Below are 26,176 nucleotides of genomic sequence, written 5' to 3' on the forward strand. Positions count from 1 at the left end.
TCTCTGGATTCGCAGCCAGCGCGTAGGGGAAATTACATGACCGATCTCGGTTCGTCGCCTCGTCCCCGTGCTGATACGCGCCGCAGCCAGCAGTCAAACGGAAGCCTCGATTCTTCGCATGACCTGCTGCAATCGCTGCAGGCGATGCGCGCCGGCGACTTCTCAGTCCGGATGCGTGGCGACTATCTCGGCATCGACGGCAAGATCGCGGACGCCTTCAACGAAATCGCAGCCGCCAACGAGCGCATGGCGCAGCAATTGGCGCGCGTCGGCCAGGTCGTCGGCCGCGAGGGACAGACCCGCCAGCGCGTCAATTTCGGCCTCGCCAGTGGCGCCTGGGCCGATATGGAGAGCTCGGTCAACACGCTGATCGATGATCTGCTGTGGCCGACCCGCGAGGTCACCCGCGCGGTCGCTGCGGTGGCGCAAGGCGACCTGCTGCAGACCGTGCAGCTCGACGTCGAGGGCCGGCCGCTGCGCGGCGAATTCCTGCAGTCGGCGAACATCGTCAACACGATGATCAAGCAGCTCTCGGTGTTCACCTCGGAGGTCACGCGCGTGGCGCGCGAAGTCGGCACCGAGGGCAAGCTCGGCGGCCAGGCCCAGGTGCCGGAAGTGACCGGCGTCTGGAAGGACCTGACCGAGAGCGTCAACTCGATGGCCAACAATTTGACCGGCCAGGTCCGCAACATCGCCGAGGTGACGATCGCGGTCGCCAACGGCGACCTGTCCAAGAAGATCACGGTCGACGTTCGCGGCGAGATCCTGCAGCTGAAGGAAGCCATCAATACGATGGTCGATCAGCTGCGTTCGTTCGCCTCCGAAGTGACGCGCGTGGCGCGCGAGGTCGGCACCGACGGCAAGCTCGGCGGCCAGGCGATCGTGCCCGGCGTCGCCGGTACCTGGAAGGACCTCACCGACTCCGTGAACGCGATGTGCGGCAACCTGACCGCCCAGGTGCGCAACATCGCCAACGTGACCACGGCCGTGGCGCGCGGCGACCTGTCGCGCAAGATCACGGTCGACGTCAGCGGCGAGATTTTGGAGCTGAAGGACACCATCAACACGATGGTGGACCAGCTCAACTCGTTCGCGTCGGAAGTGACGCGTGTGGCGCGCGAGGTCGGCACCGAGGGCAAGCTCGGCGGCCAGGCCCAGGTGCCCGGCGTTGCCGGCACCTGGAAGGACCTGACCGACAACGTCAACTTCATGGCGTCGAACCTGACCGCGCAGGTCCGCAACATCGCCGACGTCGCGACCGCGATCGCCGGCGGCGACCTCTCGAAGAAGATCACGGTCAACGTGTCGGGCGAGATCCTTCAGCTGAAGGAAACGCTGAACACGATGGTGGACCAGCTCAACGCGTTTGCATCGGAAGTGACGCGCGTGGCGCGCGAGGTCGGCACCGAAGGCAAGCTCGGCGGCCAAGCCAACGTGCTCGGCGTCGCCGGCACCTGGAAGGACCTGACCGACAACGTCAACTTCATGGCGTCGAACCTGACCGCGCAGGTGCGCAACATCGCCGCGGTGACGACGGCGGTCGCGGGCGGCGACCTCTCCAAGAAGATCACGGTGGACGTGCGCGGCGAAATCCTCGAGCTGAAGGACACCATCAACACGATGGTCGATCAGCTCAACGCGTTCGCGGGCGAGGTGACGCGCGTGGCGCGCGAGGTCGGCACCGAAGGCAAGCTCGGCGGCCAGGCCGAGGTGCGCGGCGTCGCCGGCACCTGGAAGGATCTCACCGACAGCGTCAACTCGATGGCGTCGAACCTGACCGCGCAGGTCCGCAACATCGCCGAGGTCGCGACCGCGGTGGCGAAGGGCGACCTGTCGAAGAAGATCACGGTGAACGTGTCGGGCGAAATCCTTCAGCTGAAGGAAACGTTGAACACGATGGTGGACCAGCTCAACGCCTTCGCGGGCGAGGTGACGCGCGTGGCGCGCGAGGTCGGCACCGACGGCAAGCTCGGTGGCCAGGCCGAGGTGCCCGGCGTCGCCGGCACCTGGAAGGACCTGACGGACAGCGTCAACTCGATGGCCGGCAATCTCACCGCGCAGGTGCGTAACATCGCTGAAGTCGCGACCGCGATCGCCGGCGGCGACCTGTCGCGCAAGATCACGGTCGACGTGCGCGGCGAGATCCTTCAGCTGAAGCAAACGCTGAACACGATGGTCGACCAGCTCAACCGCTTCGCGGGCGAGGTGACGCGCGTGGCGCGCGAGGTCGGCACCGACGGCAGCCTCGGCGGCCAGGCCAACGTGCCCGGCGTCGCCGGCACCTGGAAGGACCTGACCGATAACGTCAACTCGATGGCCGGCAACCTCACCGCGCAGGTCCGCAACATCGCCGAGGTGACCACCGCCGTGGCGCGCGGCGACCTGTCGCGCAAGATCACCGTCGACGTGAAGGGCGAAATCCTCGAGCTCAAGAACACCATCAACACCATGGTGGACCAGCTCAATGCGTTTGCGGGCGAGGTGACGCGCGTGGCGCGCGAGGTCGGCACCGAGGGCAAGCTCGGCGGCCAGGCCGAGGTGCCCGGCGTCGCCGGCACCTGGAAGGATCTGACCGACAACGTCAACTTCATGGCGTCGAACCTCACCGCGCAGGTCCGCAACATCGCCGAGGTCGCGAGCGCGATCGCCGGCGGCGACCTGTCGAAGAAGATCACCGTGGACGTGCGCGGCGAGATCCTGCTGCTCAAGGACACCCTGAACACGATGGTCGAGCAGCTGCGCTCGTTCGCCGCCGAAGTGACGCGGGTGGCGCGCGAGGTCGGCACCGAGGGACGGCTCGGCGGCCAGGCCGTGGTGCCCGGCGTCGGCGGCACCTGGAAGGATCTCACCGACAACGTCAACCTGCTGGCGGCGAACCTGACCACCCAGGTACGCAACATCGCCGAAGTCACCACCGCGGTGGCGCGCGGCGACCTGTCGCGCAAGATTACGGTCGACGTGAAGGGCGAAATCCTCGAGCTCAAGAACACCATCAACACCATGGTCGACCAGCTCAACGCGTTTGCGGGCGAGGTGACGCGCGTGGCGCGCGAGGTCGGCACCGAAGGCAAGCTCGGCGGCCAGGCCGAGGTGCGCGGCGTTGCCGGCACCTGGAAGGACCTCACCGACACCGTCAACGTCATGGCGGTAAACCTGACCGAGCAGGTGCGCGGCATCGTCAAGGTGGTGACCGCGGTCGCCAACGGCGATCTGAAGCAGAACCTGACGGTGAAGTCGAAGGGCGAGGTGGCCGCGCTCGCCGACACCATCAACAACATGACCGAGACGCTTGCGACCTTCGCCGAACAGGTCACCAGCGTGGCGCGCGAGGTCGGCGTCGAGGGACGGCTCGGCGGTCAGGCCAACGTGCCCGGCGCGGCCGGCACCTGGAAGGATCTCACCGGCAACGTCAACCTGCTCGCGGCCAACCTGACCTCGCAGGTGCGCGCGATCGCGGAAGTGGCGACCGCCGTGACCAAGGGCGACCTGACGCGCTCGATCCAGGTCGACGTCCGCGGCGAGGTCGCCGAGCTCAAGGACAATATCAACACGATGATCGGCAACCTCCGTCTCACCACGGAGCGCAACACCGAACAGGACTGGCTGAAGACCAATCTGGCGCGCTTCACCAACATGCTGCAGGGCCAGCGCGATCTTGCGACCGTCGGCCGGCTGCTGCTGACCGAGCTTGCGCCGCTGATCAATGCGCATATGGGCGTGATCTACCAGGTCGACAATCCCGAGAATGCGCAGTTGCGCCTGTTGTCGGCCTATGCCAGCGACAGCAGCAATCCGCATCCGCAGATCGTCCAGTTCGGCGAGGGATTGATCGGCCAATGCGCGCTCGACAAGCGCCAGCGTCTCGTCTCCGAAATTCCCGGCGATGCGGTGCCGATCAATTCGGCCTTGATGCGGATCATGCCGAAGAACCTCGTCGTGTTTCCGGTGCAGTTCGAGAACCAGGTCAAGGCGGTGATCGAGCTGTCCTCGATCTCCTCGTTCACGACCTCGCAGATCACCTTCCTCGAACAGTTGACCGACAGTATCGGCATCGTGCTCAACAGCATCGAGGCGACGATGCAGACCGAGGCGCTGCTCAAGCAGTCGCAACAGCTCGCCGGCGAGTTGCAGACCCAGCAGAAGGAATTGCAGCAGACCAACGATCAGCTGGAGCAGAAGGCCCAGCAGCTTGCCGAACGCAATGTCGACGTCGAGCGCAAGAACCAGGAAATCGAGCAGGCGCGGCGCGCGCTGGAAGAAAAGGCGACCGAGCTGTCGCTGACTTCGAAGTACAAATCCGAATTCCTCGCCAACATGTCTCACGAGTTGCGGACACCGCTGAACTCTATCCTGATCCTGGGCCAGCAGCTCACCGAAAATCCCGACGGCAATCTGACCGGCAAGCAGGTCGAGTTCGCCCGCACCATTCACGGCGCCGGCACCGACCTGTTGAACCTGATCAGCGACATCCTCGATCTCTCCAAGATCGAGTCCGGCACGGTGACGGTCGACGCCGAGGAAATTCTGACATCGAGCCTGCTCGAGACCGTCGGACGGCCGTTCCGGCACGAGGCGGGGAGAACCGGCATCTCTCGTTCAGCATCGATGTCGACGCCAATCTTGCGCGCAGCATGGTCACCGACTCTAAGCGGCTGCAGCAGGTGCTCAAGAACCTGTTGTCGAATGCGTTCAAGTTCACTGCGGAAGGCGGCGTCAGCCTGACCGTGTCGGCCGCGCTCGGCGGCTGGAGTGTGGAGCATCCGATCCTCAATGCGGCGCCCGCGGTCGTTGCGTTCGAGGTTTCGGATAGCGGCATCGGCATTCCGCAAGACAAGCAGAAGCTGATCTTCGAGGCGTTCCAGCAGGCCGACGCCGGCACCAGCCGCAAATATGGCGGCACCGGTCTTGGACTGGCGATCAGCCGTGAGCTCGCGGGTCTGCTCGGCGGCGAGATCCATCTGCGCAGTGCGACGGGCAAGGGCTCGACCTTCACGCTCTATCTGCCGCTGAAATATGCCGGCCCCTCGGTGGCGCTGCGCCCGCAGGCTCGACCGATAGCGATGCCGCATACGCCGGCGCCGGCGCTGCAGGTGTCAGGCGCGCAGGAGCGTGTGATCGAGCAGCTTCCCGACGACCGGCTCGATCTCGAGCCCGGCGACACCATCCTGCTGATCGTCGAGGACGATCCGCATTATGCGCGGGTGCTGATCGATCTGGCGCGCGACAAGGGCTTCAAGGTGCTGGTCGCAAGCCGCGGCGCCGAAGCGCTGGATCTGGCCAAGCAGTTCCAGCCGAGCGCGGTGTCGCTCGACGTCTTCCTGCCCGACATGCTCGGCTGGACGGTGCTGAGCCAGCTCAAGCACAATCCGCTGACCCGTCACATTCCGGTTCAGATCATCACGCTCGACGAGGACCGGCAGCACGCGCTGGCGCGCGGCGCGTTCTCCTTCGTCAACAAGCCGACGACGACGGAAGGCGTCAGCGCTGCGCTGTCGCAGATCAAGGAATACGCCAGACCACGCCGCAAGCGCCTGCTGATCGTGGAGGACAATGCGGCGGAGCAGCTCAGCATCACCGAACTGCTCGGGCACGAGGATATCGAGATCGTGACCAGCGGCACCGGGGCAGGAGCGCTCTCGACGATGCGCGAAAATCCGTGCGACTGCGTCGTGCTCGACCTGCGCCTGCCCGACATGAGCGGTTTCGAAGTGCTGGACCAGATCCGCAAGGACGAAACGCTGTCCAATATACCCGTTGTCGTGTTTACCGGCCGGGAACTCTCAGCGGAAGAAGATGCGGAACTGCATACGATGGCGCGCAGCATTGTCGTCAAGGGCGTGGAATCGCCGGAGCGTCTGCTCGACGAAACGTCACTGTTCCTGCACCGTGTGATCACGGAATTGCCCGTCGAAAAACAGAGGATGCTGGAGAAGCTCAATAGTTCCGACGAGGATCTTATTGGCAAGACCGCTCTGCTGGTCGACGACGATGCCCGCAACATCTTCGCGCTCTCGAGCGTGTTGGAGCGGCGAGGTATGAAGGTGTTGACTGCGACAACCGGTCACGAGGCCATCTCGCTGGTCGAATCCAATCCCAAGATTGCGATCGTGCTGATGGACATCATGATGCCGCAGATGGACGGTTACCAGACCATCGGCGCCATCCGGCAAAACTCCGCCTTCGCGCGGCTGCCGATCATCGCGCTGACCGCGAAGGCGATGAAAGGCGATCGAGAGAAATGCCTGGAGGCAGGCGCGTCCGACTATCTGGCGAAACCCGTGAACACCGAGCAACTGCTGCTGGCGATCCGCATGTGGCTGCACCGCTGATCGGCGATCGAACATGATGGACCACGAAAAGGTAAACATCCTTCTGGTCGATGACCAGCCGGCGAAGCTGCTGGCCTATGAGGTCATCCTGAAGGAGCTCGGCGAGACGCTGGTCGCCGCGTCGTCGGGCCGCGAGGCGCTGGAGTTCCTGCTCAAGAACGAGGTCGCGGTCATCCTGGTCGACGTCTGCATGCCAGAGCTCGATGGCTTCGAGCTCGCGGCGATGATCCGCGACCATCCGCGCTTCCAGAAGACCGCGATGATCTTCATCTCGGCAATCCAGGTCAGCGATATCGACCGGCTCCGCGGCTACGAGATGGGCGCGGTCGATTACGTGCCGGTGCCCGTTGTGCCCGAAGTGCTGCGGGCAAAGATCCGCGTGTTCGCCGAGCTCTACCGCAAGACACGGCAGCTCGAACGCCTCAACGCGGAGCTCGAGGACCGCGTGCGCGCACGCACCGCCGAGCTCGAGCAGTCGACCACGCGACTGGTCGAAAGCGAGGCGCGCCGCAGCATGGCGATTGCGGCCGGCAAGATGGGCTCGTGGGACTGGGATTGGGTCAACGGCGACTGGATGTGGGACGAGGGGCAATACAAGATCTTCGGCGTCGACCCGAAATCCTTCAAGCTCACCTCCGACAATATACAGGCGCTGTTTCATCCCGACGATGTCGAGCACCTCCGACAAGCCTGGACCGGCTTCGGCAAGGGCCAGACGTCCTATGAAACCGAATTCCGCGTCATGCGGCCGGACGGCGAAGTGCGCTGGTGCGTCGGTACAGCCGCGGCCACCAGCGACCGCAACGGCAAGGTGGTGCGGGTGAGCGGCGTTACCGTCGACATCACCGATCGCAAGAGGGCCGAGGAGCGGCAGAGCCTGCTCACCCGCGAGGTCGACCATCGCGCCAAGAACGCGCTCGCGCTGGCGCAATCGATCGTGCGGCTGACGCGCGCGCAGAACGTGACCGCCTATGTGCGGGCGGTCGAGGGCCGCATCACGGCGCTGGCACGCGTGCACACCGTGCTGTCGCTGTCGAGCTGGCAGGGCGCCGAAATCCGGCGGCTGGTCACCGAGGAGATCGCGCCGTATTCGGAAGCTGGACAGATCCAGATCGATGGCGAAGAGGTGCAGTTGCAGCCCGCGACCGCGCAGACCTTGGCGCTGGCGCTGCATGAGCTCGTCACCAACTCCGCCAAATACGGTAGCCTGTCGGTGCTGTCGGGCCGGCTTGCGATCACCTGGGAACTGCACGACGAAACGTTGATCCTGGCCTGGGTGGAATCCGGCGGACCTCCCGTGACCAAGCCGAAGCAGAGAGGTTTCGGCACGAGAAGCGTCATCGCCAGCATCGAGACCCAGCTCGGCGGCCGCGCCGACTTCGATTGGCGCACCGAGGGCCTGGTATGCCGGCTCACGGTTCCGCTCAAGGCGCTGGCTGGAGAGCCCGCGGCCTACCGCGATTTGTCGACGGCCGAGCAGCGCCAGCCCATGGTCAGTTCCAGGGCCGTATAGCGCATCCCACCCGAACAGGAACCAAGCGCCGGACGCTGCGGTTAACGGGGCTTGATCGCTCCATTCGTGGCTTGAGGTGCTACCGTGGATGCCCAAACCCGAGAGCGCGGGCCGTCCGGGGAGAAGCCACGGCAGCCCAAGCGCAATCCCGAGCAAGGATCGCGACCTGACCGCGCATCCTCGCCACAGCAGGAAACCGAGCGCAAGCCATCGATGCGCGATCGGCTGCGCGAGCGCTGGCTGCTTACCGCAGTCGGCGCCTGTCTGCTCCTGCTCGCGATCATCGGTGGCGCGAGCTATTGGCTCAACGTGCGTCACTATGAATCGACCGATGACGCGTTCGTGGCCGCACGCAGCTTTGCGGTGGCGGCGAAGGTCGGCGGCTATGTCGTCGAGGTCCCCGTCACCGACAACCAGCACGTCAATGCCGGCGACCTCCTCGCGAGGATCGACGAGCGCGACTACAAGATCGCCGTCGATCAGGCCAGCGCACAGGTCGCGGTCGCCGAGGCCAATATCGCCAATGTCGAGGCACAGATCGACAGCCAGCAGGAGCAGATCAAGGAAGCCAAGGCGCAGCAGCAGCAGGCCGAGGCGCAATTGAAGTTCGCGCAGGAGGAGGCGGAGCGCGCCCAGAACCTCGTCGAGAAGGGCGCGGGCACCGTGCAGCGGCAGCAGCAGACCCGCTCGGATCTCGATGCCCAGCAGGCCAATGCCAGCCGCGCCAGGACGGCAGTGACCGCGGCCGAGCTCGGCGTCAAGACGCTCGAGGCTCAGCTCAAGAGCAGCAAGGCATCGCTGGAGCAGGCGCAGGCCCAGCTCGATCAGGCCAAATTGAACTTGCAATATACCCGCATCGTCGCGGCGCAGTCCGGGCGCGTCGTCAAACTGAGCGGCGCGGTCGGCACCTATGTGGCGCCGGCCCAGAGCGTCATGATGTTCGTTCCTGACGAGGTCTGGATCACCGCCAACTACAAGGAAACGCAGCTGACGGACATGCGCCCGGGCCAGCCGGTCGAGATCAGGATCGATGCGTATCCGGGGCGCAAGCTCACTGGCCGCGTGGCTTCGGTTCAGCCGGGTTCGGGCACCGCGTTCAGCCTGCTGCCGGCGGAGAACGCGACCGGCAATTTCGTCAAGGTCGTGCAGCGCGTTCCCGTGAAGATCGTGATCGACAATTGGCCGAATGACCTTCCGATCGGGCCGGGCATGTCGGTCGTGCCCTGGACCAGGGTGCGATGAGCGACGTTGCGGCAGGCGGCGGCGCAGCCTGGTCGCCGGAGCGTTCGGCTGCCGGCGGACATAATCCCTACCTGATTGCCTTCGTCGTCTCGATCGCGACGTTCATGGAGGTGCTGGACACCACGATCGCCAATGTGGCCTTGCGCCATATCGCGGGCGGCCTGGCGGTCGGCATCGACGAGAGCACCTATGTCATCACCAGCTATCTGGTCGCCAACGCGATCGTGCTGTCGATCTCGGGCTGGCTCTCGACCGTGATCGGCCGCAAGCGCTTCTACATGATCTGCGTCGGCACCTTCGCGTTCGCGTCCCTGCTGTGCGGGCTTGCCTGGAGCCTGGAGGCGCTGGTTCTGTTCCGGATCATCCAGGGCCTTGGCGGCGGCGGGATGGCGACGAGCGAGCAGGCGATCCTCGCCGACTCCTTTCCGCCGGCCAAGCGTGGCCAGGCGTTCGCGATCTACGGCGTCGCGGTGGTGGTTGCTCCCGTGGTCGGGCCGACGCTCGGCGGCTGGATCACCGACACCTATAGCTGGCACTGGATCTTCCTGATCAACGTGCCGATGGGCTTGCTCTCGCTGGTCCTGGTCGGGACGCTGGTCAAGGAGCCGTCCGGCGCCGAGCAGGAGCGCAAGCAGCTCCTCAAGGACGGCCTGCGCGTCGACTACATCGGCTTCGTACTGGTCGCGATCGGGCTCGGTTCGCTCGAATTCGTGCTCGACGAAGGCCAGCGCAAGGACTGGTTCGGGTCCAACATGATCGTCGGCTTCGCGCTGGCCTCGGCGATTTGCCTGATCGCGCTGATCCCCTGGGAGCTGACGCGCAAGGACCCGATCGTCGATCTCCGCCTGCTGGGACGTCGCCAGTTCGGATCGTGCTTCCTGGTGATGCTGTGCACCGGCGCGGTGCTGATCTCGTCGACGCAGCTCCTGCCGCAGCTGTTGCAGACCGAGCTGAACTATACTGCGCTGCTTGCCGGGCTCGCACTGTCGCCCGGCGGCGTCGTCACGCTGATCTTGATGCCGGTGGTGGGCCATCTCGTCAGTCGCGTTCAGCCGAAATATCTGATCGCGATCGGCGGCTGCATCGTTGCATTCTCGATGTGGCATCTGACGGGACTGAACGGCGACATCACCTATGGCTATGCCGCGCTCGCACGCATCTTCCTCTCCGCCGGGCTTCCGTTCCTGTTTCTGCCCGTCACGACGGCCTCATATGACGGCGTGCCGCCGGACAAGACCAACCAGGCCTCGGCACTGATCAACGTCGCGCGCAATATCGGCGGGTCGATGGGCGTCGCACTCGCCCAGACCGCGCTGGCGCAACGCCAGCAATTCCACCAGAGCCGGCTGGTCGAACATGCCGCGCCGTCCGACATCGGGTATCAGCAGACCATCGACACGATGACGCGCTTCTTTGAGGCACAGGGGTCGAACGCATCGGACGCCGCGTCCCAGGCGGTCGCCTGGGTCGGCCAGACCTTGCAGCGGCAGGTCGACCTGCTCGCCTATATCGACGTGTTCTGGATGCTCTCGATCATCGGCCTCGTGATGATCCCGCTGGCGCTGATCATCAAACCGGTCGATCTGACGGCGCCGCCCCAGGGACATTAATGCAGACGACATTGTGAACGCGGGAGCGGCCGAACCGCGCTATGAACGGCGTGGCCGAAGGAAATCGCGCGAGGAGCTTATGCCCAGGACGAATCTTGCCGGTGCGGGTCTGTCGGCCGTCTTCCTTGCGGCGATCAGCATCACGCGGTCGGGCGCCGAGCCCGTGCTGAAAGGCGCGGAAGCTTTCGGCGACTGGCAACGCGACAAGCCGGGCACGGTGCGCCTGATCACGCCGCAGGACTTACCCAAGCCCGGGGCAACGGCGTCGAGCAGCAAGTTTCCGCGCGTCATGCCGAGACCTGCGTCGGCCGCGCCGCAGGTGCCGGCAGGGTTCAAGGTCGAACTGTTTGCGAGCGGGCTCAGCGGTCCGCGGATCATCCGGACCGCGCCCAATGGCGATATCTTCGTGGTGGAAACGGGCTCCGGCCGCATTCGTATCCTGCGCAGCGCCGACGGCGCCACCAGGCCTGCGACCAATGAAGTCTACGCAACCGGCCTGAACCAGCCGTTCGGCATCGCGTTCTTTCCGAGCGGTGACAATCCGCAATGGCTCTATGTCGCCAACACCGACAGCGTCGTGCGCTTTGGCTACCGTAACGGCGATCTCAAGGCATCGGGAAAGCCCGAGACGATCGTCGCCCGGCTGCCGCCCGGCTACGGCCATTCCACGCGTGATATCGTGTTCACGCCGGACGACAAGCGAATGCTGGTGTCGGTCGGCTCCGCCGGCAACGCAGGCGAGGGGCTGGGCCGCCCGCCGAAGGGCATCGAGGCCTGGAGCCGCGACCATGCGCTCGGCGCTGCCTGGGGCGACGAGACCGATCGCGCCGCCGTGCTCGCCTTCGATCCTGACGGCAAGAACCAGAAGCTGTTTGCCACGGGGATCCGCAACTGCGTCGGGCTTGCGATCCAGCCGGGAAGCGGTACGCCGTGGTGCTCGACCAACGAGCGCGATGGCCGCGGCGACAACCTCGTGCCCGACTACGTGACACGGGTCCGCGAAGGCGCGTTCTATGGCTGGCCCTGGTATTACATCGGCGGCAACGAAGACCCCGCGCATGCCGGCGCGCGGCCCGACCTGAAGGACAAGGTGACGGTCCCCGACGTGTTGTTGCAGGCCCACTCGGCGTCGCTCGGCCTGACCTTCTACACCGGCAGCAGTTTTCCGCCGGAATATCGCGGCGATGCGTTTGCCGCCGAACACGGCTCGTGGAATCGGTCGAAGCGCACCGGCTACAAGGTCATTCGCATCAGGCTGAAGGACGGCGTACCGACCGGCGAGTACGAGGATTTCGTCACCGGCTTCGTCATCGGCGACAATGAGGTCTGGGGCCGTCCGGTCGGTGTGACGGTCGCGCGCGACGGCGCACTGCTGGTCTCCGAAGACGGCAACGGCACGATCTGGCGCGTCAGCCGCGACTAGCGCTGCAGGCGGCGCGCGCTAGCCGAGCCCGTCCTTGAGGCCATATTCCTCGTAGATGGTCAGGGGATCGGTGTCGGGAAACAACCGGCACTTGGCCTGCGCAAGATGCAGCGTGACGGCGCCGGCCTCACATCTGGCGGTCAGGATTTTTCGGACATCCTCCATATGCGCGCGCGGCTGATGCTTTGACGGTAGCTGTTCGAGCGCCACCAGCGCTGTGGCCAGGGCCTCCGTGACCACCCATTCGTCGTGTCCGGTAATTCCCTTTCGCGGCATCGCCACACCCTCCGTAGCACCGGCTGCGACATTGTAGCGCGAGATGGGTGGGGGCTGTCATCAGCCAACATGGGCAGGCAGCGAGGAACCGGTTCGCGTGGCCCTGCCACGATGCGCCGCAGGGAACCGGCGTGGCAGCGCGCGGAAGCAATGATTAGAACCACGAGGCTCGCTTCTTCGTCCCCGGTCAGTCCACCCAAATGTTCGCTCCCTATCTCTCGGCCTGGAGCCTTGTCCCCGACGGCGACCCGATCGTGACGCGCGCCGCACGGTTGCTGCCGGTGCGCCGGCATGGGGAGCCAGCGATGCTCAAGCTCTCGCACGAGCCGGACGAGCGCCTCGGTGCCGTCGTGATGGAGTGGTGGGACGGCGAAGGTGCGGCGCGGGTTCTTGCCCGTGACGGCGACGCCCTTCTGCTCGAGAGGGCGACGGGATCGGCTTCGCTCAGCGAAATGGCGCGAACCGGCCGGGACGACGAGGCCTGCAGGATTCTCTGCGCAACGGCTGATCGGCTTCACGCCGAGCGAGCGAAGCCGCGGCCGGATCTGACGCCGCTGACGCACTGGTTTCGTGAGTTGTGGCCCGCGGCGAGGGCGCATGGCGGCATTCTGAGCCGATCGGCGGAAGTTGCCGAAGCTCTGCTGGGCAGTCAGCGCGAGATCGTGGTCCTGCATGGCGACCTGCACCATGACAACGTGCTCGACTTCGGCGCGCGCGGCTGGCTTGCGATCGATCCGAAGCATCTCGTCGGCGAGCGCAGCTTCGACTTCGCCAACATCTTCACCAATCCGGATCTTGCGGATCCGACACGGCCGGTCGCGACCGAACCCGGACGCTTTGCGCGGCGGCTCGACATCGTCGTTGAAGCCGCGCGGCTGGATCGCCGGCGCCTGCTGTCATGGATCGTAGCCTGGACCGGCTTGTCTGCCGCATGGTTTCTGGGGGATGACGATCCGCTCGCCGAAATCGACCTTACGATTGCACAGCTCGCCGCCGCCGAACTCGACCGGATGGCGTAGGGCGCGCAGCGACTACGCCGCCGCGGCGCTGGCTCCACTCAGCGACACGCTCAGAATCCGCCACTTCGAGATATCGAAGAAGTAGGCGGCCTTGATGCGCGCGGAAGCGGGGTCCGGCGCCTGAATCGCCGTGTGGAATTGCCGCGTCCCATCGCTCAGCGAAATCCGGAATGTCTGCATTGGTCGAACCTCCACGCGCGGATGCTGCGGCACGGAGAGTTAACATCCAGTTGCCGTTGACGGCGCGCGCGACACGCTCGCTTCTCTCACTCAGGTGAAGCCGGCGGCAGCCGTACCATCGTGTCCTCCGCGCCAACGACGCGTCCATCCTGCGCGCGCAATTCGAGCCGTCGCACCGGCAACCCGTTCTTGCGGTCGACCAGCAGCACATGCGCCTCATCGGGCTCAAAGAAGAAGTCCTCACCCCACTGGCGGAGCGCAACGAGGAGCGGGAAGAGGCCGCGTCCCTTTTCGGTCAGCACATATTCCTGGTAGGGGCTGCCGTCGCTTGCGGGCACCGTCTCCATGATGCCGTGCGCCAGAAGATTGCGGAGCCGGGCCGAGAGGATGTTCTTGGCAAGCCCGAGGCTCTTCTGAAATTCGCCGAAGCGGCGCAGCCCGTCGAACGCATCGCGGACAATCAGCAGCGACCACCAGTCGCCGATCGCATCCAGCGGCCGGGCAACGCCGCACATCGAGTCCCTGTGGCTCACTCGCTTGGCCATCGTGATCCTCAACACTCATTCCCTGGGGGATGATCGGCGCTCAGTGCCGCGGCCGGAAAACCACCCGATCGTGGGTTCGATATATTGGTTGCAAAGTAAAACCTCAAGCGATACACGATGGTTTCAAATTAAAACCTCCCGAGGTCCACCATGATCCAAGCCGACGCCGCGTTCGACGGCACCTTTCCTTTCGCACCGCATTTCAGTGCGGCGCCGGGCTTTCAGATGCATTATGTCGACGAAGGTCCGCGGGACGGCGAGGTGGTGCTTTGCCTGCACGGCGAACCAAGCTGGGGCTATCTGTTCCGCCACCTCGTGCCGGGCCTCAGTGCGACGCACCGGGTGGTCGTTCCGGATCACATGGGTTTTGGCAAGAGCGCGACGCCGGCGCATCGCAGCTATTGGCTGCAGGACCATGTCGACAATCTCGAAGCGCTGGTCCGCGCGCTCGATCTCACCGACATCACGCTCGTCATGCATGATTTCGGCGGCCCGGTCGGCATGGGGCTGGCGGCCCGTCATCCGGGCTGGATCCGCCGCATCGTCGCCGCCAATGGGCCAACGCCGTTCGGGCAGAGCGATCTGTTCGATCGCGTCGCCGCCAACGCGCAGGTCTCGCCGTGGTTTCAATGGATCGCAAAGGCCGATGCGAGTGGCGACCTCGAGCCGGTTCTCGGACAGCTCGGCTTCAACATTTTGAGCACGCTGAAGCTCAACGGATTCGAGAACAACGCCGTCATCACGGACACCTGGCTCGCCGCCTACGGCGCGCACTTCGCCCGTCCGGCGGACTGCCTCGGTGCGATTGGCTGGGCCAAGGGATTTGCGATCGGCGCGCATCAATTCCAGGCGCCCGATCCCGCCGCCGACCGCTTGATCCGCAGCAAGCCTGCGCTCGCGATCTGGGGCGAGGCGGACCGCACGCTGCGCGCGGAGCATTTCCTGCTGCTGTTTTCCGCAATCTTCCCGACGGCGCCGGTCAGGCGCCTTGCCGGTGTCGGGCATTACTGCTTCGAGGATGCGCCTGAGGAAATCACCGGCTTGATCGCGGAGTTCATCCAACAAACGTGACTGCGCGTCACATCGTGCATTCCGCCGAGATCGCCGCCTCAAGTGCCGGCACCCAGGCCTTGTAGGCGGCCGCGGTGAAGTGAATGCCGTCGGCCATCTTCGCGCCGGGCGGCAAATGCGGGTCGATAAACCGAACACCGCGCGCAACTGCGGCGGCTTCGATCGCCCGGTTGGTCGATTCGTCAGCTGCGACGGCGATGACCACCAATGGCCGCGTCGACAGCGACTTGACGGTCTCGATGAGGTCGGTGAAGTCGCGTTGCGCCGTTGGCGATCCGGCGTCGTTCGCGCCCACTGCGAGGACGAGCAAGAACGCGCCCTGGTCCTGCAGTACGCGCCCGGCGAGCTGCTTTGCCTCCGCGATGGTCTGACCGCCAACGCCGGCATTGACGACCGGACGTCCGCAGAGCTGCCGGGGCAGCGGAGCCATTTCGGTGATGCTATCGCCAAGCACAACGATCGGCGCCGGCGCGTCGGCGAGCGCAGCGCGTATCATGAATTCGCGCACAGCCGCATGATCGTGAAAGGCGTGCTGAGACACTTCGCCGAAGCGGTTGCGCATCCTCTGCAGCTCCGCAAAGGAAGCGACAAAACCAATCAGAAAAGTAACGGCCAAAACCCAAGGTAGTGCGCGACGCATTGCTCTTCAGAGCTATCATCGCGGCTCCAGCCCGAGCAATATTCAGAAACAACCGCGCAACGCCGGAGCGATCACATTCTGCGGATCACGTCTTGCGGGAGGTTGCCGGATACGGCGGCGCGCAACCCGTTACCTTCGTTGCGGCCATCTGGTGGTTGGCTATCGCGGCCGCTTTGGTCTCAGCTCCGAGCCCGGCCGGACAGTCGCCCAATCGAAAGCAGTGGCGGAAGGGGTGGGATTCGAACCCACGGTACCCTTGCGGGCACGCCGGTTTTCAAGACCGGTGCCTTAAACCACTCGGCCACCCTTCCAATCCAACAATTTCAATCGCTTAGCAGCTTGTTTGAATAGAACAAACTGCGAAATTGGCACCCGATTGGCACCCGATTGGCACCTAACGCGCAAACGCCGCATTGATCGCCGCCGCGTTGCCGTCGTCGTTCCTAAACAAGTGGGCGTAGACGCGCAAGGTGATGTCCGGCTTCGCGTGGCCGAGCCGCTCAAGATGGTGAGGATGTCCACGCCGGCGTCGATCAGCTGAGATGCGTGGGTGTGCCGGAGATTGTGGAACCCTATCTCGGGCTGGAAGTCGCTCCACGCCTTGCCGTAGCGCTTTGGTACGGTATCCTCGGCTGGTTTTGCGAATCGAATTGGCGAAGCAGCCGGGGTTGGGCTTTTTCTGGCCGCCAAGTATTCAATCACACAACGGCAGATGGTTCTGCGGCGGTGCCGGACATATTGTCCAATGCGGCTTGCGGTAACGAAGTCGCGGATTTCGCATTTTCCCCTCCTATACTAGTATTGTTGTTCCATCGGTGAGATGAACGAGGTTCGTGGCGGAGAACGACGTATTCGTGCTCAGTGTGTCGAAGACGTATGCGTCAACGGATCGAAAGTCGGTGTATGCCGAAGCTAAACTATTCACGATGGAGGGATCGTCGTCCGTAGGTGGAAACCCTTTAATCATCGCCACGTTCGTTACGTTCTCGTAGGTGAAATCACTTGGAGCATTTATGAAGGCGATGACATCACGATCAGCTTCGAAGTTGTCGATTGCGTCAACGCTATTGCCTTGGTACTGGCTCAAATCAAGAACGAAGACGTCAGTTACGCCGGTGGTACCAGTATAGAGTTGGAATTGGATACTTGCGTCGTCATGAACGATGTGCACGGCCGGAGAAATGTTTGACGGCAGTTGCTGCTGACCTATCGTCGACATGTGATCGGTAGCAGCTTGAGGAAGCGTAATTAGAGGCCTGTTGGGCATAACGTTAATCCTCCAATGGGTGCGCACAGCAAGAGACGCCGAGCAGGTGTGAAGGCACACGCAAAAAACATTGCCCGTCGATTTCAAAGAGGATTCTCAAAGACAGGGCGCGGTCGAGGAGCCCCGGCGGCATAGACGCCGGAGCAGTCTCGCTCCCATGGGCGCCCCGCGGTGCACCTATGCAAAGTGTATGGGGAAAAGGTGGCAATCGGAGATGCGGCGGGTTGTCATAACTCTAAATAGCTAGGCGACGTCAGGGAAATTGCGACCTCCATCCCTGACTGAGTGTCATCGCGTGACCAATTCTGTCATGCCAATCCGGAACGATGTTCGCAACGCCGGCCGCGCCGCAAGCTGTGCAGACCAGGCGCGCCAGCCAACGCGCGACCACGGCTCTGCGCGGGGGGAGCCCCAAGCGGCCCTAGGAGCATCCGGAACGATGAGGGCGCCAAGGTCAGACTAGCTAAATGCGATAACGAGCAGGCCCGAGCACAACAGCACAAGGCAGGTCGCGATTAACGCGAGGAATCCATCGGACACGAAGTCATGGTTACGCATGATACACCTCCCTGTCGCGGAAGGAGGCTGGTCCGAATTTATTAAAGATTTTGGAATCGGGCTTTTGGTGAGGGGCGGCTAGCTACTGTCTTTGCTGCCCAGCAGCTTCACGATACCCCTGTGGATCATCGAAATAGTTCCAAGAAAAGACGCCCTCAGTCTCACAAATACACTCCCCGGCGGCGTTTCCTTCCTAAACTGGGACGCTGAAATCCCCAGCACCGAGCAAACTGCAGGGGGCTATGCGGCTATGCCACGGGCCAATGACCTGAAGCCGAACGCTCCGGCATCAAGTGTGCGTGATGTGTGAGGCCGTTCACACTCGATCATCGCGAGTCGGCCTAACGCACGGATGGGTGGCAACTCGGTGTCGGAGAATCATGATGCCGTTTTTTAGCAGCCAAAGCTTGCCGTCAGCAGCCGCCGCTTCAGTGCTCAGTATTCTCATCGTGGGAGCGTTCGCCTTTTCGGCTATTGGTTATGTGGAGTGGTCATCGGGCGTTAATCTGACCCATTTCATTGGCCGGACTGCCCCGGATGCCTCGACGCCGGTTCTACCGGTCAAGGGGCGAACAGGTTGCGAGCAGGGCAATAAGCCGCTGCCGACGCTTTCTCTACCGCTCGAATGACGGCGACCTAAACCGACAGCGCCCAATCTACCAAGTAGGGGGCCTCATCGCCTGCTGGCGACGTGCATCGGCGAATTTGTGCCTGGCTCGGGCGCCCCCATAGTTGCCCATACGGCAATGCCGATGGCCAGCGCGAACAGCACGGTCTTTGCAGCAATCTTGTCGCCAGACATCTCGAGACGCCTCTCACGCGTCAGCGCGGTAAATCTCAAAAATTACGCCGCCGGGCCCGAAATGGTTTGTCCCGGCGGCGCCCTGTCATTCCCAGTGCTAGGGCCCTGAAATTCCCAGCATCATTTCCTTAGCAGGCACGCGGAGTGACGGCTGTTGCCTAACTCACACAAGGTCGAAAAGAGGAGCCGACGCTCAGGGCCGGCGCGCCAGCTCCTCCGAAACGTGACCGTGCTGCGTCCCCAACGGTCCCGTCCCTCAGAGGAGCCTGCGCCGATGGGGTTGCTGATTTGCTAACGGCCCCACATTTCCGGATGCGCCCCTCTGGGGTACCCCATGAGACCTCGGCAAGCACGAGCGACGTCGAGTACTATTCAGACTGCCGCGGATGTACCGGCGCTCTGCTGAATCGAGGCGGCCTGCTCATTGGCGCCCGTGCCCCCAGCAGACGAAACGACGGCCTCAGCGATCCCCAAGCTGGGGCCGTTTTCGTTGCCGCCCGCCGCAAAATTGGCACCCGCTCCGCCAACTCTACTTCAGATACACATTGGCGGAGCGCTGGGCGGCGATGTTTCGTCTCGGCCCCCCGTTACTAGGTATGAAAAGGAACACCTACTCGGAGATTGGCAACACCTACTGGATGTCGATTTCTGAGCGCCGATTGGCACCGCAATTGGCACCCAACTCAATAAAACGGGTAGGGACGAGCAGGCATCAGCCGGCGCGACCGCCTCGAGAAACGCCAACAAAACAAGATGCTCGGGGATGGGGCGGGACTGGAAGGACAGCGAAAACTGTATTTCAAGACCGGTGCCTTAAACCACTCGGCCACCCTTCCGGATCAAGGATCAGGCCCTTAGCGTAGGGCGGCGCCGAACGCAACGCGAACTTGGCAGCGAAACCCGGGCGGGCCCGTCATTCGCCGGTCCGTGAACTCAAAGGGCCCACGCTTGCAACGCCGTTGACCGCGAGGGCCCACCTTGGCCATCATGACGCCCATGAAGCGGGTCCTCTTTCTCTGCACCGGCAACTACTATCGCAGTCGATACGCCGAGGAACTGTTCAATCATCTTGCAAGAGCCGAACAACTGGCGTGGCGCGCATCCTCCAGAGGCGCGGCCGAGCGGGGATCGCCCGACAATGTCGGGCCGATGTCAGTCTTCACCGACGATCGTCTCCGCGCGAGCGGCATCGTGCCGGAAGGCGCAACGCGCTTTCCGCAGCCCTGTTCATTGGCCGACTTCGACGATGCCGACCTGGTGATCGCGCTCAAGGAGACCGAGCACCGTCCGCTGATCGAGCGCCGGTTCCCCGAGGTCGCCGACAGTGTGACTTACTGGCACGTGGACGATATCGACTTTGCTCATCCGTCAGTCGCGTTGGCCATGATCGACGATCACATCCGCGCACTGGTTTCGGCGCTCAGGTCATCGGTTCGCGCTTCAGAAAGATCTCCAGCGCAAACGTAGCCGGTCGCGCGAGCATGTCGCTGATGCGTTCGAGATCGTCGATGGCGACGATCTCGAGGCGGCCTTCGGTCACCGTCAATTGGCCGATGGGCACATCGCGCGCGAGGAACACCTCGCCGCGAAGCGTGCCGTTTGGCGTTGCATGATCGGGACCGGAATAGCGGCCGATCAACTCGAAACGCTCGGGCGGCAGGTAGTAGCCGATCTCCTCGTGGATCTCGCGAACGACGCATTCGAGGAAGGTCTCGGCGCCCTCCCGCCGTCCGCCAAACAGGCTGATCTTTCCGCGATCGGTAACATGCGGGAGGTCGTCGCGCAGTTGCATCAGCAGCCGGCCATCTGTGCTGACGAGAAGGGCGGACGTTCCCTCCCTGACACTGCCGGTCATCCGTACACCCTCTTCGGGAAACGGCGAGGATGCGTCACGAGTGGGGCGGGGAGAAGACAGCGCGTCTGCCGCAACCCGTTTGGCGGGGAATGAGTAGGGGTAACCGATGCCCGTCGCACGGGCGCCGGTAGAATCTCAAAAACGTTCAGCCGAAAGCGAACGCCAGCAGGCTCGAGCACAGCAGCACGAGGCTTGCTGCGGTCAGGGTCAGAAACCCGTCGGAGACCAAATCGTGATTACGCATGATACACCTGCCTTCAATCGATGCTCATCCGAATTGATTAAAGCTTTCCGAACATTCACTCCTGGAAAGAGGTGACGCGTCTTTCCGCCTTCAACGGACTGTCAGGCCCGGTACCGATAGCCTTCCACGGCGTGCGCCAAGAAGATCGCCGCACTCACCAGGCCCATCACCGCTGTAACCGTCTCGATCATCGCAAACTTCCTTTGCGCCCCACACGGAGGAGAGAACGATTGCAGGCTTGCACAGTCAAAAAGATTCAATTGTTGGAATCCAAGATGCGCCCGGACTGATGATTTGCTGCAACAGTGTGTCTGATCGCGGGACAGGCGAGGGCGTTTGGCAGGGGCGAAGGTCAGTAGAACGACGGAGGCGGCGCAACAGACCATTCACCAAGACGCCACCGCCCGCCGGCTCTCCCCATTTCCGCCGTGTTCCGGTTGCGATATCGTCACGCTCTGGTGCGGAGGTGGGCCGCACAGCGACGGCAAACGACTTCGACGCCTCGGAGTAGGCGCACGTCCGGCAGAATGGTACTTGGGGCAGATGGGGATTAGACGGCCAGATTCGATGATCCGGACGGCGCGCGGCGCCGTTGCGGTGGCGACGTGCCTCGTCCTCGCCAATTGTGCCTCCTCGAACAAGTTCGCCAACCGGGTCGACCCCAAATACGGGGTGTCGTCGAGCCCGCGCGTGGTGGCGCTGGGTGATCCCGTGCCGAAAGGCGGCGGCACCTATCGCATCGGCAAGCCGTATGTTGTCGCCGGCCGCACCTATGTGCCGGAGGAGAACGAGAACTACCGCGCCGAGGGCATGGCGTCCTGGTACGGCGACGATTTCCATGGCCGCCTGACCGCCAATGGCGAGGTGTTCGACATGGGCTCGCTCACCGCCGCCCATCCGACCTTGCCGATGCCGAGCTACGCCCGCGTCACCAATCTGAGTAATGGCCGATCGCTCGTCGTTCGGGTCAATGACCGCGGCCCGTACCACGGCAATCGCCTCATAGACGTCTCGAACAAAGCCGCAGAACTGCTTGAATTCAAAGGCAATGGCGTGGCGCGCGTTCGCGTCGAATATGTCGGCCGGGCGCCGCTCGAGGGGTCCGACGACCGCCAGCTGATGGCGACCTTGCGCACCGGTACTCCAGCGCCGTCCCCGTCGATGGTCCGCGTCGCCTCCGCACGGCCGTTCGTGCCGGAGATGTCGTCCTCCTCGGGCCGGGTCCGTGGCGACGTTCCGTTGCCTGAGGGGCGGCCCTACAGCCTCGGCAACACCCAGGCCGACTACGCCTCGGTGAGCGCCACCTCGGAAATGTCGGCCTCGAGCCGGTCACACCGCCGCGCCCTGAACAATCCGCGCGAAGTCTCCTATGAGGGCGACGCGCGCTACGCCGCAAGCCCGAGCCCGGCGGCCGCCTATGTCCCGATCGACGCGCGCGGACCGGCCGAAGTCCTGAGCGGGCGCGGGCTCTACTGAGCCATGCGTTTACAGATCAGGCTGTTGGCCTGATCACTTCAGAAACGCGATCAGCGCCGCGTTGACCTCGTCGGGACGCTCCTGCTGGATCCAGTGGCCGGCCCCCTCGATGATCAGCTTCTGCTTGAGGTTCGGCAGCACGCGCTCCATGTCCGCGACCCGCTTGGCGCCGATCAGCCCGGTGATCACCGAATCATTCGAGCCGGCGATGAACAGCGACGGCTGATGGATCTGCGCGTCCTGCCAGGGCGCGGTCAGCTCCCAGTTGCGGTCGAGATTGCGGTACCAGTTGAGGCCGCCGCGGAAGCCGGATTGCTGATAGCCTTCGGCGAATTCGGCAATGTCGGCCTCGGTCAGCCAGGCCGGCAACGGCATTCCGGCCGGCAGCTTGCCGAGGAAGCCCTTGGCCTCGTCGACGAACATCGAGCTTGGATCGGAGACGCCACGCCCGAGCACCAGGCGCATGGTGTGGGCGATGTCGCGCTCGAACTCGGCCTCGGCCACGCCGGGCGGCTGGAAGTACTGCCAATAGAAATTGGTGATGCCGCTGTCGCGCAGGGTCTCGAGCGGGCGACCACGGCCGCGGAACGGCGGCGGCACGCTGAGGCCGGCGACCTTCGTGAAGATGTCGGGACGGAACAGGGCCGCGTGCCAGGCCACCGGCGCGCCCCAGTCATGGCCGACGATCATCGCGCGTGTCTCGCCGAGCGCGGCAACCAGCGCCACCATGTCTCCGACCGTATCGAAGATCGTGTAGGCGCCGACCTCGGCCGGCGCGCCGGTGCGGCCGAAGCCGCGCATGTCAGGCGCGACGACCCGAAAGCCTGCCGCGGCCAGCGCCGCGATCTGGTGCCGCCATGAATAGGACAGTTCCGGCCAGCCATGACAGAGCACGACCAGCGGGCCTTGCCCGGCCTCGCGCAGGAACATGTCGATGCCGTTGGCGGAGATGGTGCGGGAGGATGACATTCGCGTTTCCGCCTTGTTTGCCGGTTCTGCTGACGTTAGCTGGTTCCAAGGATACGGACGTTCGACGCAGGCGGCAATCCAGCTTGCCGTGCACAAGCGCAGAAACCTCAGTTGTTTGCGATACTTCCAGCTGTTAGAACGCAGTCTTTCAGGACATCGCCGATGGCAGCCCAGACCGCAGTTCCCCGCACGTTGTCAGCTCGCGCCGGGCGTTGCTGGCGCGGCCTGGTCGCGGCCGCGGTCGCGCTGGCGATCGGTTGCGGCGGGGTGGTCTACGCCGCCAACAACAGCGTCCAGGGCGCCAAGAAAGAAGAGGGCGGCTTCGACGGCGATGCGCCGACCGCGATCCTGGTGGAGGCCTCAAGCGGCAGCGTGCTGTTCGAGAAGAACGCCGACGAATTGCGCGCGCCATCCAGCATGATGAAGCTGATGACGGCCGAGGTGGTGTTCAACGCCATCAAGAAGGGCGACGTCAAGCTCACGGACGAGTACCGGATCAGCGAGAACGCCTGGCGACGGGGCGGGGCGCCGTCCGGCACATCGACGATGTTCGCGGCGATCAACAGCAAGGTCTCGGTCGACGATCTCCTGCATGGCGCGATCATCCCGAGCGGCAACGACGCCTGCATCGCGCTCGCCGAAGGCATTGCCGGCAACGAGCATACCTTTGCGACCGACGTCATGACCAAGCGCGCCCGCGAACTCGGCATGACCAAGTCGACCTTCGGCAATTCCAACGGGCTGCCCGACCCGGCCAACAAGATGACGGTCCGGGAGCTCGCAATGCTGGCGCGGCACATCATCCTGACCTACCCGGACAGGTACAAGCTGTTCGGCGAGAAGGAATTCACCTGGAACAAGATCCGCCAGCAGAACCGCAATCCGCTGCTGAACGCCTTGCCCGGTGCCGACGGCCTGAAGACCGGCTACACCAAGGAAGGCGGCTACGGCATGGTCGGCTCGGCGATGCAGAACGACACGCGGCTGATCGTCGTGGTCAATGGCCTCGAGGATTCCGAGGACCGCGCGACCGAAGCCAAGAAGATGCTGGAATGGGGGTTCCGCAGCTTCGAGACGCGGACCCTGATCGCGGCCAATCAGCCGGTCGGCTACGCGCGGGTGTTCGGCGGCGAGAGCCGCTCGGTCAAGCTCGTCAGCCCCGATCCGATCAAGGTGATGGTGTCGAAGAACGGCAACGACAAGCTGCTCGCGCGCGTCATCTATAGCGGCCCGGTCAAGGCGCCGATCACCGCCGGCCAGAAGATCGGGGTGGTGCGGGTGTGGCGCGGCGCCAATGTCGCGATGGAGGCTCCGGTCTTCGCAGCGGACGCCGTCGGCACCGGATCGACGATGCGTCGCGCGCTCGATGGCGCCCAGGAGCTGGTCATCGGCATGTTCCGCGCAGGGGTCGAGAAGCTCTGACATGGCGGAAGCAGCAGTCCAACGGCCGAGCTTGCGCGGTCGCTTCATCACCTTTGAGGGCGGCGAGGGGTCGGGCAAATCGACCCAGATCCGCAAGCTTGCCGAACGGCTCGATGTCGCCAAACTGCGCGCGATCGTGACCCGCGAGCCGGGCGGCTCGCCGGGAGCGGAGATCATCCGTCACCTCGTGCTGTCGGGGATGGGCAAGCTGCTCGGGCCGGAGGCCGAGACGCTGCTGTTCGCCGCCGCGCGCGACGACCATGTCCGCACCGTGATCCTGCCGGCGCTCAACCAGGGCATCTGGGTGCTGTGCGATCGTTTCTTCGATTCCACGCGTGCCTATCAGGGCCAGCTCGGGCAGGTGTCGCCCGAACTCGTCAACGCCATGCAGCGCGTGACCATCGGTAATCTCAAGCCCGATCTGACCTTCATCCTCGATGTGCCGGTCGAGGTCGGACTGCAACGCGCTGCCGCGCGCCGCGGCACCGCTACGGCCGATCGCTTCGAAGCCGAAGGCATCAAGTTCCATCAGGATTTGCGTGACGCGTACCGCCGGATCGCAGCCGAAGATCCGGAGCGCTGCGTGCTGATCGACGCCACGGCCGATCCGGACACGGTCACGGCCAGGATATGGGCCGCGCTGCGCGAACATCTGCGCGCAACGCTTGCGGCGGACAGCATCGCATGAGCGCGCGCAAGGTCGAACAGGAGAGCGCCGCCCGCCATCCGCGCGAAACGCCGGATTTGTTCGGGCATCGCGAGGCGGAGACCGCGCTGCTCGATGCCTATCGCAGCGGGCGAATTCCGCACGCCTGGCTGATCGGCGGCGCGCAGGGCATCGGCAAGGCGACGCTGGCCTACCGCATGGCGCGGTTCGTGCTGGCGTTTGGCAATCCGAAATCGTCCCAGGTGCAGCAGGCGCCAACGCTGCGGGTCGATCCGGCCGACCCCGTGGCGCGGCAGGTCGCGGCAGGCGCTCATGGCGGGCTCCTTGTGCTCGAGCGCGGCCTCAACGATCGCGGCGTGATGCGGACCGTCATCACCGTCGACGAGACACGCGAGACCATCTCGTTCTTCGGCTCGACGGCCGCGGTCGACGGCTGGCGCGTCTGCATCGTCGACACCGTCGACGAGCTCAATCCCAACGCCGCGAACGCGCTGCTGAAAATTCTCGAGGAGCCGCCACAGCAGTCGCTGTTCCTCCTGGTCAGCCACGCACCGTCACGGGTGCTGCCGACCATTCTGTCCCGCTGCCGCAAATTGCTGCTGCGGCCGCTGGAGACGGACGATGTGGTGCGTGCGGCCGCGGCCGCAACCGATATCGAAGCCGCAGATCCGGCGCTGGCGGAAACCGCCGCAGCATCCGAAGGCAGCGTCGGGCGGGCGCTGTCGCTGCTCGGCGGCGATGCGCTGAAACTGCAGCAACGCACGGCCGCGCTGCTCGCGACGCTCCCGAGCGTCGATCCGCGTGAGCTGCATGCGCTGGGCGAAGCGCTCGGCACCAGCGACCGCGTCGCGCTCGCCGCCTTCATCGACGGCATCGATCGCTGGATGAGCGAGCGCATGCGCACGGGCGACGCCAATGCCAATCTGCCGCGCCTTGCACGGCTGGCGGAGGTATGGGAAAAGATCGTCCGCGCCGCGCGCGATACCGAAGCCTACAATCTGGAGCGCAAGCCGCTGGTTTTCTCGGTGTTTTCGATGCTCGCGGATGCGACCCGATAGACACCGCGTC

At 64.3% G+C, this 26,176-nt stretch carries 20 protein-coding genes, 1 tRNA gene and 1 pseudogene; 13 read left to right on the plus strand and 9 right to left on the minus strand.

Annotated elements, in window-relative coordinates:
- Nucleotides 1-36: 36 nt before the first annotated feature.
- The 5 genes and pseudogenes from ACVW1B_RS13630 (at nucleotide 37) to ACVW1B_RS13650 (ending at nucleotide 12,117) form a co-directional block, all read left to right on the plus strand.
- Nucleotides 37-6,329: pseudogene (locus ACVW1B_RS13630) on the plus strand (HAMP domain-containing protein).
- 16 nt (nucleotides 6,330-6,345) lie between these two features.
- Complete coding sequence (locus tag ACVW1B_RS13635) at nucleotides 6,346-7,842, plus strand: sensor histidine kinase (RefSeq protein ID WP_456781912.1); 1,497 nt, start codon at nucleotides 6,346-6,348, stop codon at nucleotides 7,840-7,842.
- A 213-nt stretch (nucleotides 7,843-8,055) separates the two neighbouring features.
- Complete coding sequence (locus tag ACVW1B_RS13640) at nucleotides 8,056-9,084, plus strand: HlyD family secretion protein (RefSeq protein WP_456780547.1); 1,029 nt, start codon at nucleotides 8,056-8,058, stop codon at nucleotides 9,082-9,084.
- Nucleotides 9,081-10,694 carry a DHA2 family efflux MFS transporter permease subunit gene (locus tag ACVW1B_RS13645; RefSeq protein WP_456780546.1) on the plus strand — a complete coding sequence of 538 codons (1,614 nt, stop codon included), beginning with the start codon at nucleotides 9,081-9,083 and terminating at the stop codon, nucleotides 10,692-10,694. The genes ACVW1B_RS13640 and ACVW1B_RS13645 overlap by 4 nt, the downstream gene beginning before the upstream one ends.
- A 79-nt stretch (nucleotides 10,695-10,773) precedes the next feature.
- Complete coding sequence (locus ACVW1B_RS13650; RefSeq protein ID WP_456780545.1) at nucleotides 10,774-12,117, plus strand: PQQ-dependent sugar dehydrogenase; 1,344 nt, start codon at nucleotides 10,774-10,776, stop codon at nucleotides 12,115-12,117.
- 18 nt (nucleotides 12,118-12,135) lie between these two features.
- Here the strand turns inward: ACVW1B_RS13650 and ACVW1B_RS13655 are convergent, their stop codons facing one another.
- Nucleotides 12,136-12,393, minus strand: coding sequence for a hypothetical protein (locus ACVW1B_RS13655; RefSeq protein WP_028340659.1), 258 nt, complete (start codon nucleotides 12,391-12,393; stop codon nucleotides 12,136-12,138).
- Between the two features lie 200 nt (nucleotides 12,394-12,593).
- Here ACVW1B_RS13655 and ACVW1B_RS13660 point away from each other — a divergent pair, with 200 nt between their 5' ends.
- Complete coding sequence (locus tag ACVW1B_RS13660) at nucleotides 12,594-13,412, plus strand: aminoglycoside phosphotransferase family protein (RefSeq protein WP_456780544.1); 819 nt, start codon at nucleotides 12,594-12,596, stop codon at nucleotides 13,410-13,412.
- A gap of 12 nt (nucleotides 13,413-13,424) precedes the next feature.
- On the opposite strand, the gene ACVW1B_RS13665 is transcribed toward ACVW1B_RS13660, so the two are convergent.
- The gene (locus ACVW1B_RS13665) at nucleotides 13,425-13,592 is read right to left on the minus strand and encodes a hypothetical protein (RefSeq protein ID WP_016847764.1); all 168 of its coding nucleotides are present in this window, start codon (nucleotides 13,590-13,592) and stop codon (nucleotides 13,425-13,427) included.
- A gap of 86 nt (nucleotides 13,593-13,678) precedes the next feature.
- On the minus strand, nucleotides 13,679-14,137 hold the full coding sequence (locus ACVW1B_RS13670) for a winged helix-turn-helix transcriptional regulator (protein ID WP_028340657.1): 459 nt from the start codon (nucleotides 14,135-14,137) through the stop codon (nucleotides 13,679-13,681).
- A 150-nt stretch (nucleotides 14,138-14,287) separates the two neighbouring features.
- Here ACVW1B_RS13670 and ACVW1B_RS13675 point away from each other — a divergent pair, with 150 nt between their 5' ends.
- On the plus strand, nucleotides 14,288-15,208 hold the full coding sequence (locus ACVW1B_RS13675; RefSeq protein WP_456821648.1) for an alpha/beta fold hydrolase: 921 nt from the start codon (nucleotides 14,288-14,290) through the stop codon (nucleotides 15,206-15,208).
- 7 nt (nucleotides 15,209-15,215) lie between these two features.
- Here the strand turns inward: ACVW1B_RS13675 and ACVW1B_RS13680 are convergent, their stop codons facing one another.
- From ACVW1B_RS13680 to ACVW1B_RS13690, 3 genes are all read right to left on the minus strand, one after another.
- Nucleotides 15,216-15,770 (minus strand): SGNH/GDSL hydrolase family protein, encoded by a 555-nt coding sequence (locus ACVW1B_RS13680; RefSeq protein ID WP_456780542.1) that lies wholly within the window; start codon nucleotides 15,768-15,770, stop codon nucleotides 15,216-15,218.
- Between the two features lie 299 nt (nucleotides 15,771-16,069).
- A tRNA-Ser gene (locus ACVW1B_RS13685) sits at nucleotides 16,070-16,159 on the minus strand.
- Nucleotides 16,160-16,638: 479 nt separating this feature from the next.
- The gene (locus ACVW1B_RS13690; protein WP_456780541.1) at nucleotides 16,639-17,115 is read right to left on the minus strand and encodes a hypothetical protein; all 477 of its coding nucleotides are present in this window, start codon (nucleotides 17,113-17,115) and stop codon (nucleotides 16,639-16,641) included.
- A gap of 941 nt (nucleotides 17,116-18,056) precedes the next feature.
- Here ACVW1B_RS13690 and ACVW1B_RS13695 point away from each other — a divergent pair.
- Entirely contained in the window at nucleotides 18,057-18,302 is a 246-nt protein-coding gene (locus ACVW1B_RS13695) for a hypothetical protein (protein ID WP_141342008.1), read from the plus strand.
- Between the two features lie 44 nt (nucleotides 18,303-18,346).
- Here ACVW1B_RS13695 and ACVW1B_RS13700 read toward each other — a convergent pair whose 3' ends face one another.
- Nucleotides 18,347-18,475, minus strand: coding sequence for a hypothetical protein (locus ACVW1B_RS13700; protein WP_310879235.1), 129 nt, complete (start codon nucleotides 18,473-18,475; stop codon nucleotides 18,347-18,349).
- A gap of 987 nt (nucleotides 18,476-19,462) precedes the next feature.
- Between ACVW1B_RS13700 and ACVW1B_RS13705 the strand changes: the two genes are divergently transcribed.
- Nucleotides 19,463-19,942 (plus strand): arsenate-mycothiol transferase ArsC, encoded by a 480-nt coding sequence (locus ACVW1B_RS13705; RefSeq protein WP_253610014.1) that lies wholly within the window; start codon nucleotides 19,463-19,465, stop codon nucleotides 19,940-19,942.
- Here ACVW1B_RS13705 and ACVW1B_RS13710 read toward each other — a convergent pair.
- Nucleotides 19,896-20,330: an NUDIX domain-containing protein gene (locus tag ACVW1B_RS13710; protein ID WP_456792249.1), complete on the minus strand. Its 435-nt coding sequence runs from the start codon at nucleotides 20,328-20,330 to the stop codon at nucleotides 19,896-19,898. The genes ACVW1B_RS13705 and ACVW1B_RS13710 overlap by 47 nt on opposite strands.
- A gap of 787 nt (nucleotides 20,331-21,117) precedes the next feature.
- Here ACVW1B_RS13710 and ACVW1B_RS13715 point away from each other — a divergent pair.
- Complete coding sequence (locus tag ACVW1B_RS13715; RefSeq protein WP_375166483.1) at nucleotides 21,118-22,050, plus strand: septal ring lytic transglycosylase RlpA family protein; 933 nt, start codon at nucleotides 21,118-21,120, stop codon at nucleotides 22,048-22,050.
- 33 nt (nucleotides 22,051-22,083) lie between these two features.
- Here ACVW1B_RS13715 and ACVW1B_RS13720 read toward each other — a convergent pair whose 3' ends face one another.
- Nucleotides 22,084-23,019, minus strand: coding sequence for an alpha/beta fold hydrolase (locus ACVW1B_RS13720; protein WP_456780539.1), 936 nt, complete (start codon nucleotides 23,017-23,019; stop codon nucleotides 22,084-22,086).
- A gap of 162 nt (nucleotides 23,020-23,181) precedes the next feature.
- Here ACVW1B_RS13720 and ACVW1B_RS13725 point away from each other — a divergent pair, with 162 nt between their 5' ends.
- From ACVW1B_RS13725 to ACVW1B_RS13735, 3 genes are read left to right on the plus strand one after another with little or no spacing between them, the layout of a single operon-like run.
- The gene (locus tag ACVW1B_RS13725; protein ID WP_456780538.1) at nucleotides 23,182-24,441 is read left to right on the plus strand and encodes a D-alanyl-D-alanine carboxypeptidase family protein; all 1,260 of its coding nucleotides are present in this window, start codon (nucleotides 23,182-23,184) and stop codon (nucleotides 24,439-24,441) included.
- A gap of 1 nt (nucleotide 24,442) precedes the next feature.
- The gene (gene tmk, locus ACVW1B_RS13730; protein WP_456780537.1) at nucleotides 24,443-25,129 is read left to right on the plus strand and encodes a dTMP kinase; all 687 of its coding nucleotides are present in this window, start codon (nucleotides 24,443-24,445) and stop codon (nucleotides 25,127-25,129) included.
- Complete coding sequence (locus ACVW1B_RS13735) at nucleotides 25,126-26,166, plus strand: DNA polymerase III subunit delta' (protein WP_456821649.1); 1,041 nt, start codon at nucleotides 25,126-25,128, stop codon at nucleotides 26,164-26,166. Before tmk ends, ACVW1B_RS13735 begins: the two co-directional genes overlap by 4 nt.
- Nucleotides 26,167-26,176 lie beyond the last annotated feature (10 nt).

The organism is Bradyrhizobium sp. USDA 4502, from assembly GCF_054063355.1.

Bases quoted from the DNA above. Each gene is read 5' to 3' on its own strand.
- ACVW1B_RS13635 (WP_456781912.1), top strand. From the start codon at position 6,346: ATGGACCACGAAAAGGTAAACATCCTTCTGGTCGATGACCAGCCGGCG.
- ACVW1B_RS13640 (WP_456780547.1), top strand. From the start codon at position 8,056: ATGCGCGATCGGCTGCGCGAGCGCTGGCTGCTTACCGCAGTCGGCGCC.
- ACVW1B_RS13645 (WP_456780546.1), top strand. From the start codon at position 9,081: ATGAGCGACGTTGCGGCAGGCGGCGGCGCAGCCTGGTCGCCGGAGCGT.
- ACVW1B_RS13650 (WP_456780545.1), top strand. From the start codon at position 10,774: ATGCCCAGGACGAATCTTGCCGGTGCGGGTCTGTCGGCCGTCTTCCTT.
- ACVW1B_RS13655 (WP_028340659.1), bottom strand. From the start codon at position 12,393: ATGCCGCGAAAGGGAATTACCGGACACGACGAATGGGTGGTCACGGAG.
- ACVW1B_RS13660 (WP_456780544.1), top strand. From the start codon at position 12,594: ATGTTCGCTCCCTATCTCTCGGCCTGGAGCCTTGTCCCCGACGGCGAC.
- ACVW1B_RS13665 (WP_016847764.1), bottom strand. From the start codon at position 13,592: ATGCAGACATTCCGGATTTCGCTGAGCGATGGGACGCGGCAATTCCAC.
- ACVW1B_RS13670 (WP_028340657.1), bottom strand. From the start codon at position 14,137: ATGGCCAAGCGAGTGAGCCACAGGGACTCGATGTGCGGCGTTGCCCGG.
- ACVW1B_RS13675 (WP_456821648.1), top strand. From the start codon at position 14,288: ATGATCCAAGCCGACGCCGCGTTCGACGGCACCTTTCCTTTCGCACCG.
- ACVW1B_RS13680 (WP_456780542.1), bottom strand. From the start codon at position 15,770: ATGCGCAACCGCTTCGGCGAAGTGTCTCAGCACGCCTTTCACGATCAT.
- ACVW1B_RS13690 (WP_456780541.1), bottom strand. From the start codon at position 17,115: ATGCCCAACAGGCCTCTAATTACGCTTCCTCAAGCTGCTACCGATCAC.
- ACVW1B_RS13695 (WP_141342008.1), top strand. From the start codon at position 18,057: ATGCCGTTTTTTAGCAGCCAAAGCTTGCCGTCAGCAGCCGCCGCTTCA.
- ACVW1B_RS13700 (WP_310879235.1), bottom strand. From the start codon at position 18,475: ATGTCTGGCGACAAGATTGCTGCAAAGACCGTGCTGTTCGCGCTGGCC.
- ACVW1B_RS13705 (WP_253610014.1), top strand. From the start codon at position 19,463: ATGACGCCCATGAAGCGGGTCCTCTTTCTCTGCACCGGCAACTACTAT.
- ACVW1B_RS13710 (WP_456792249.1), bottom strand. From the start codon at position 20,330: ATGACCGGCAGTGTCAGGGAGGGAACGTCCGCCCTTCTCGTCAGCACA.
- ACVW1B_RS13715 (WP_375166483.1), top strand. From the start codon at position 21,118: ATGGGGATTAGACGGCCAGATTCGATGATCCGGACGGCGCGCGGCGCC.
- ACVW1B_RS13720 (WP_456780539.1), bottom strand. From the start codon at position 23,019: ATGTCATCCTCCCGCACCATCTCCGCCAACGGCATCGACATGTTCCTG.
- ACVW1B_RS13725 (WP_456780538.1), top strand. From the start codon at position 23,182: ATGGCAGCCCAGACCGCAGTTCCCCGCACGTTGTCAGCTCGCGCCGGG.
- tmk (WP_456780537.1), top strand. From the start codon at position 24,443: ATGGCGGAAGCAGCAGTCCAACGGCCGAGCTTGCGCGGTCGCTTCATC.
- ACVW1B_RS13735 (WP_456821649.1), top strand. From the start codon at position 25,126: ATGAGCGCGCGCAAGGTCGAACAGGAGAGCGCCGCCCGCCATCCGCGC.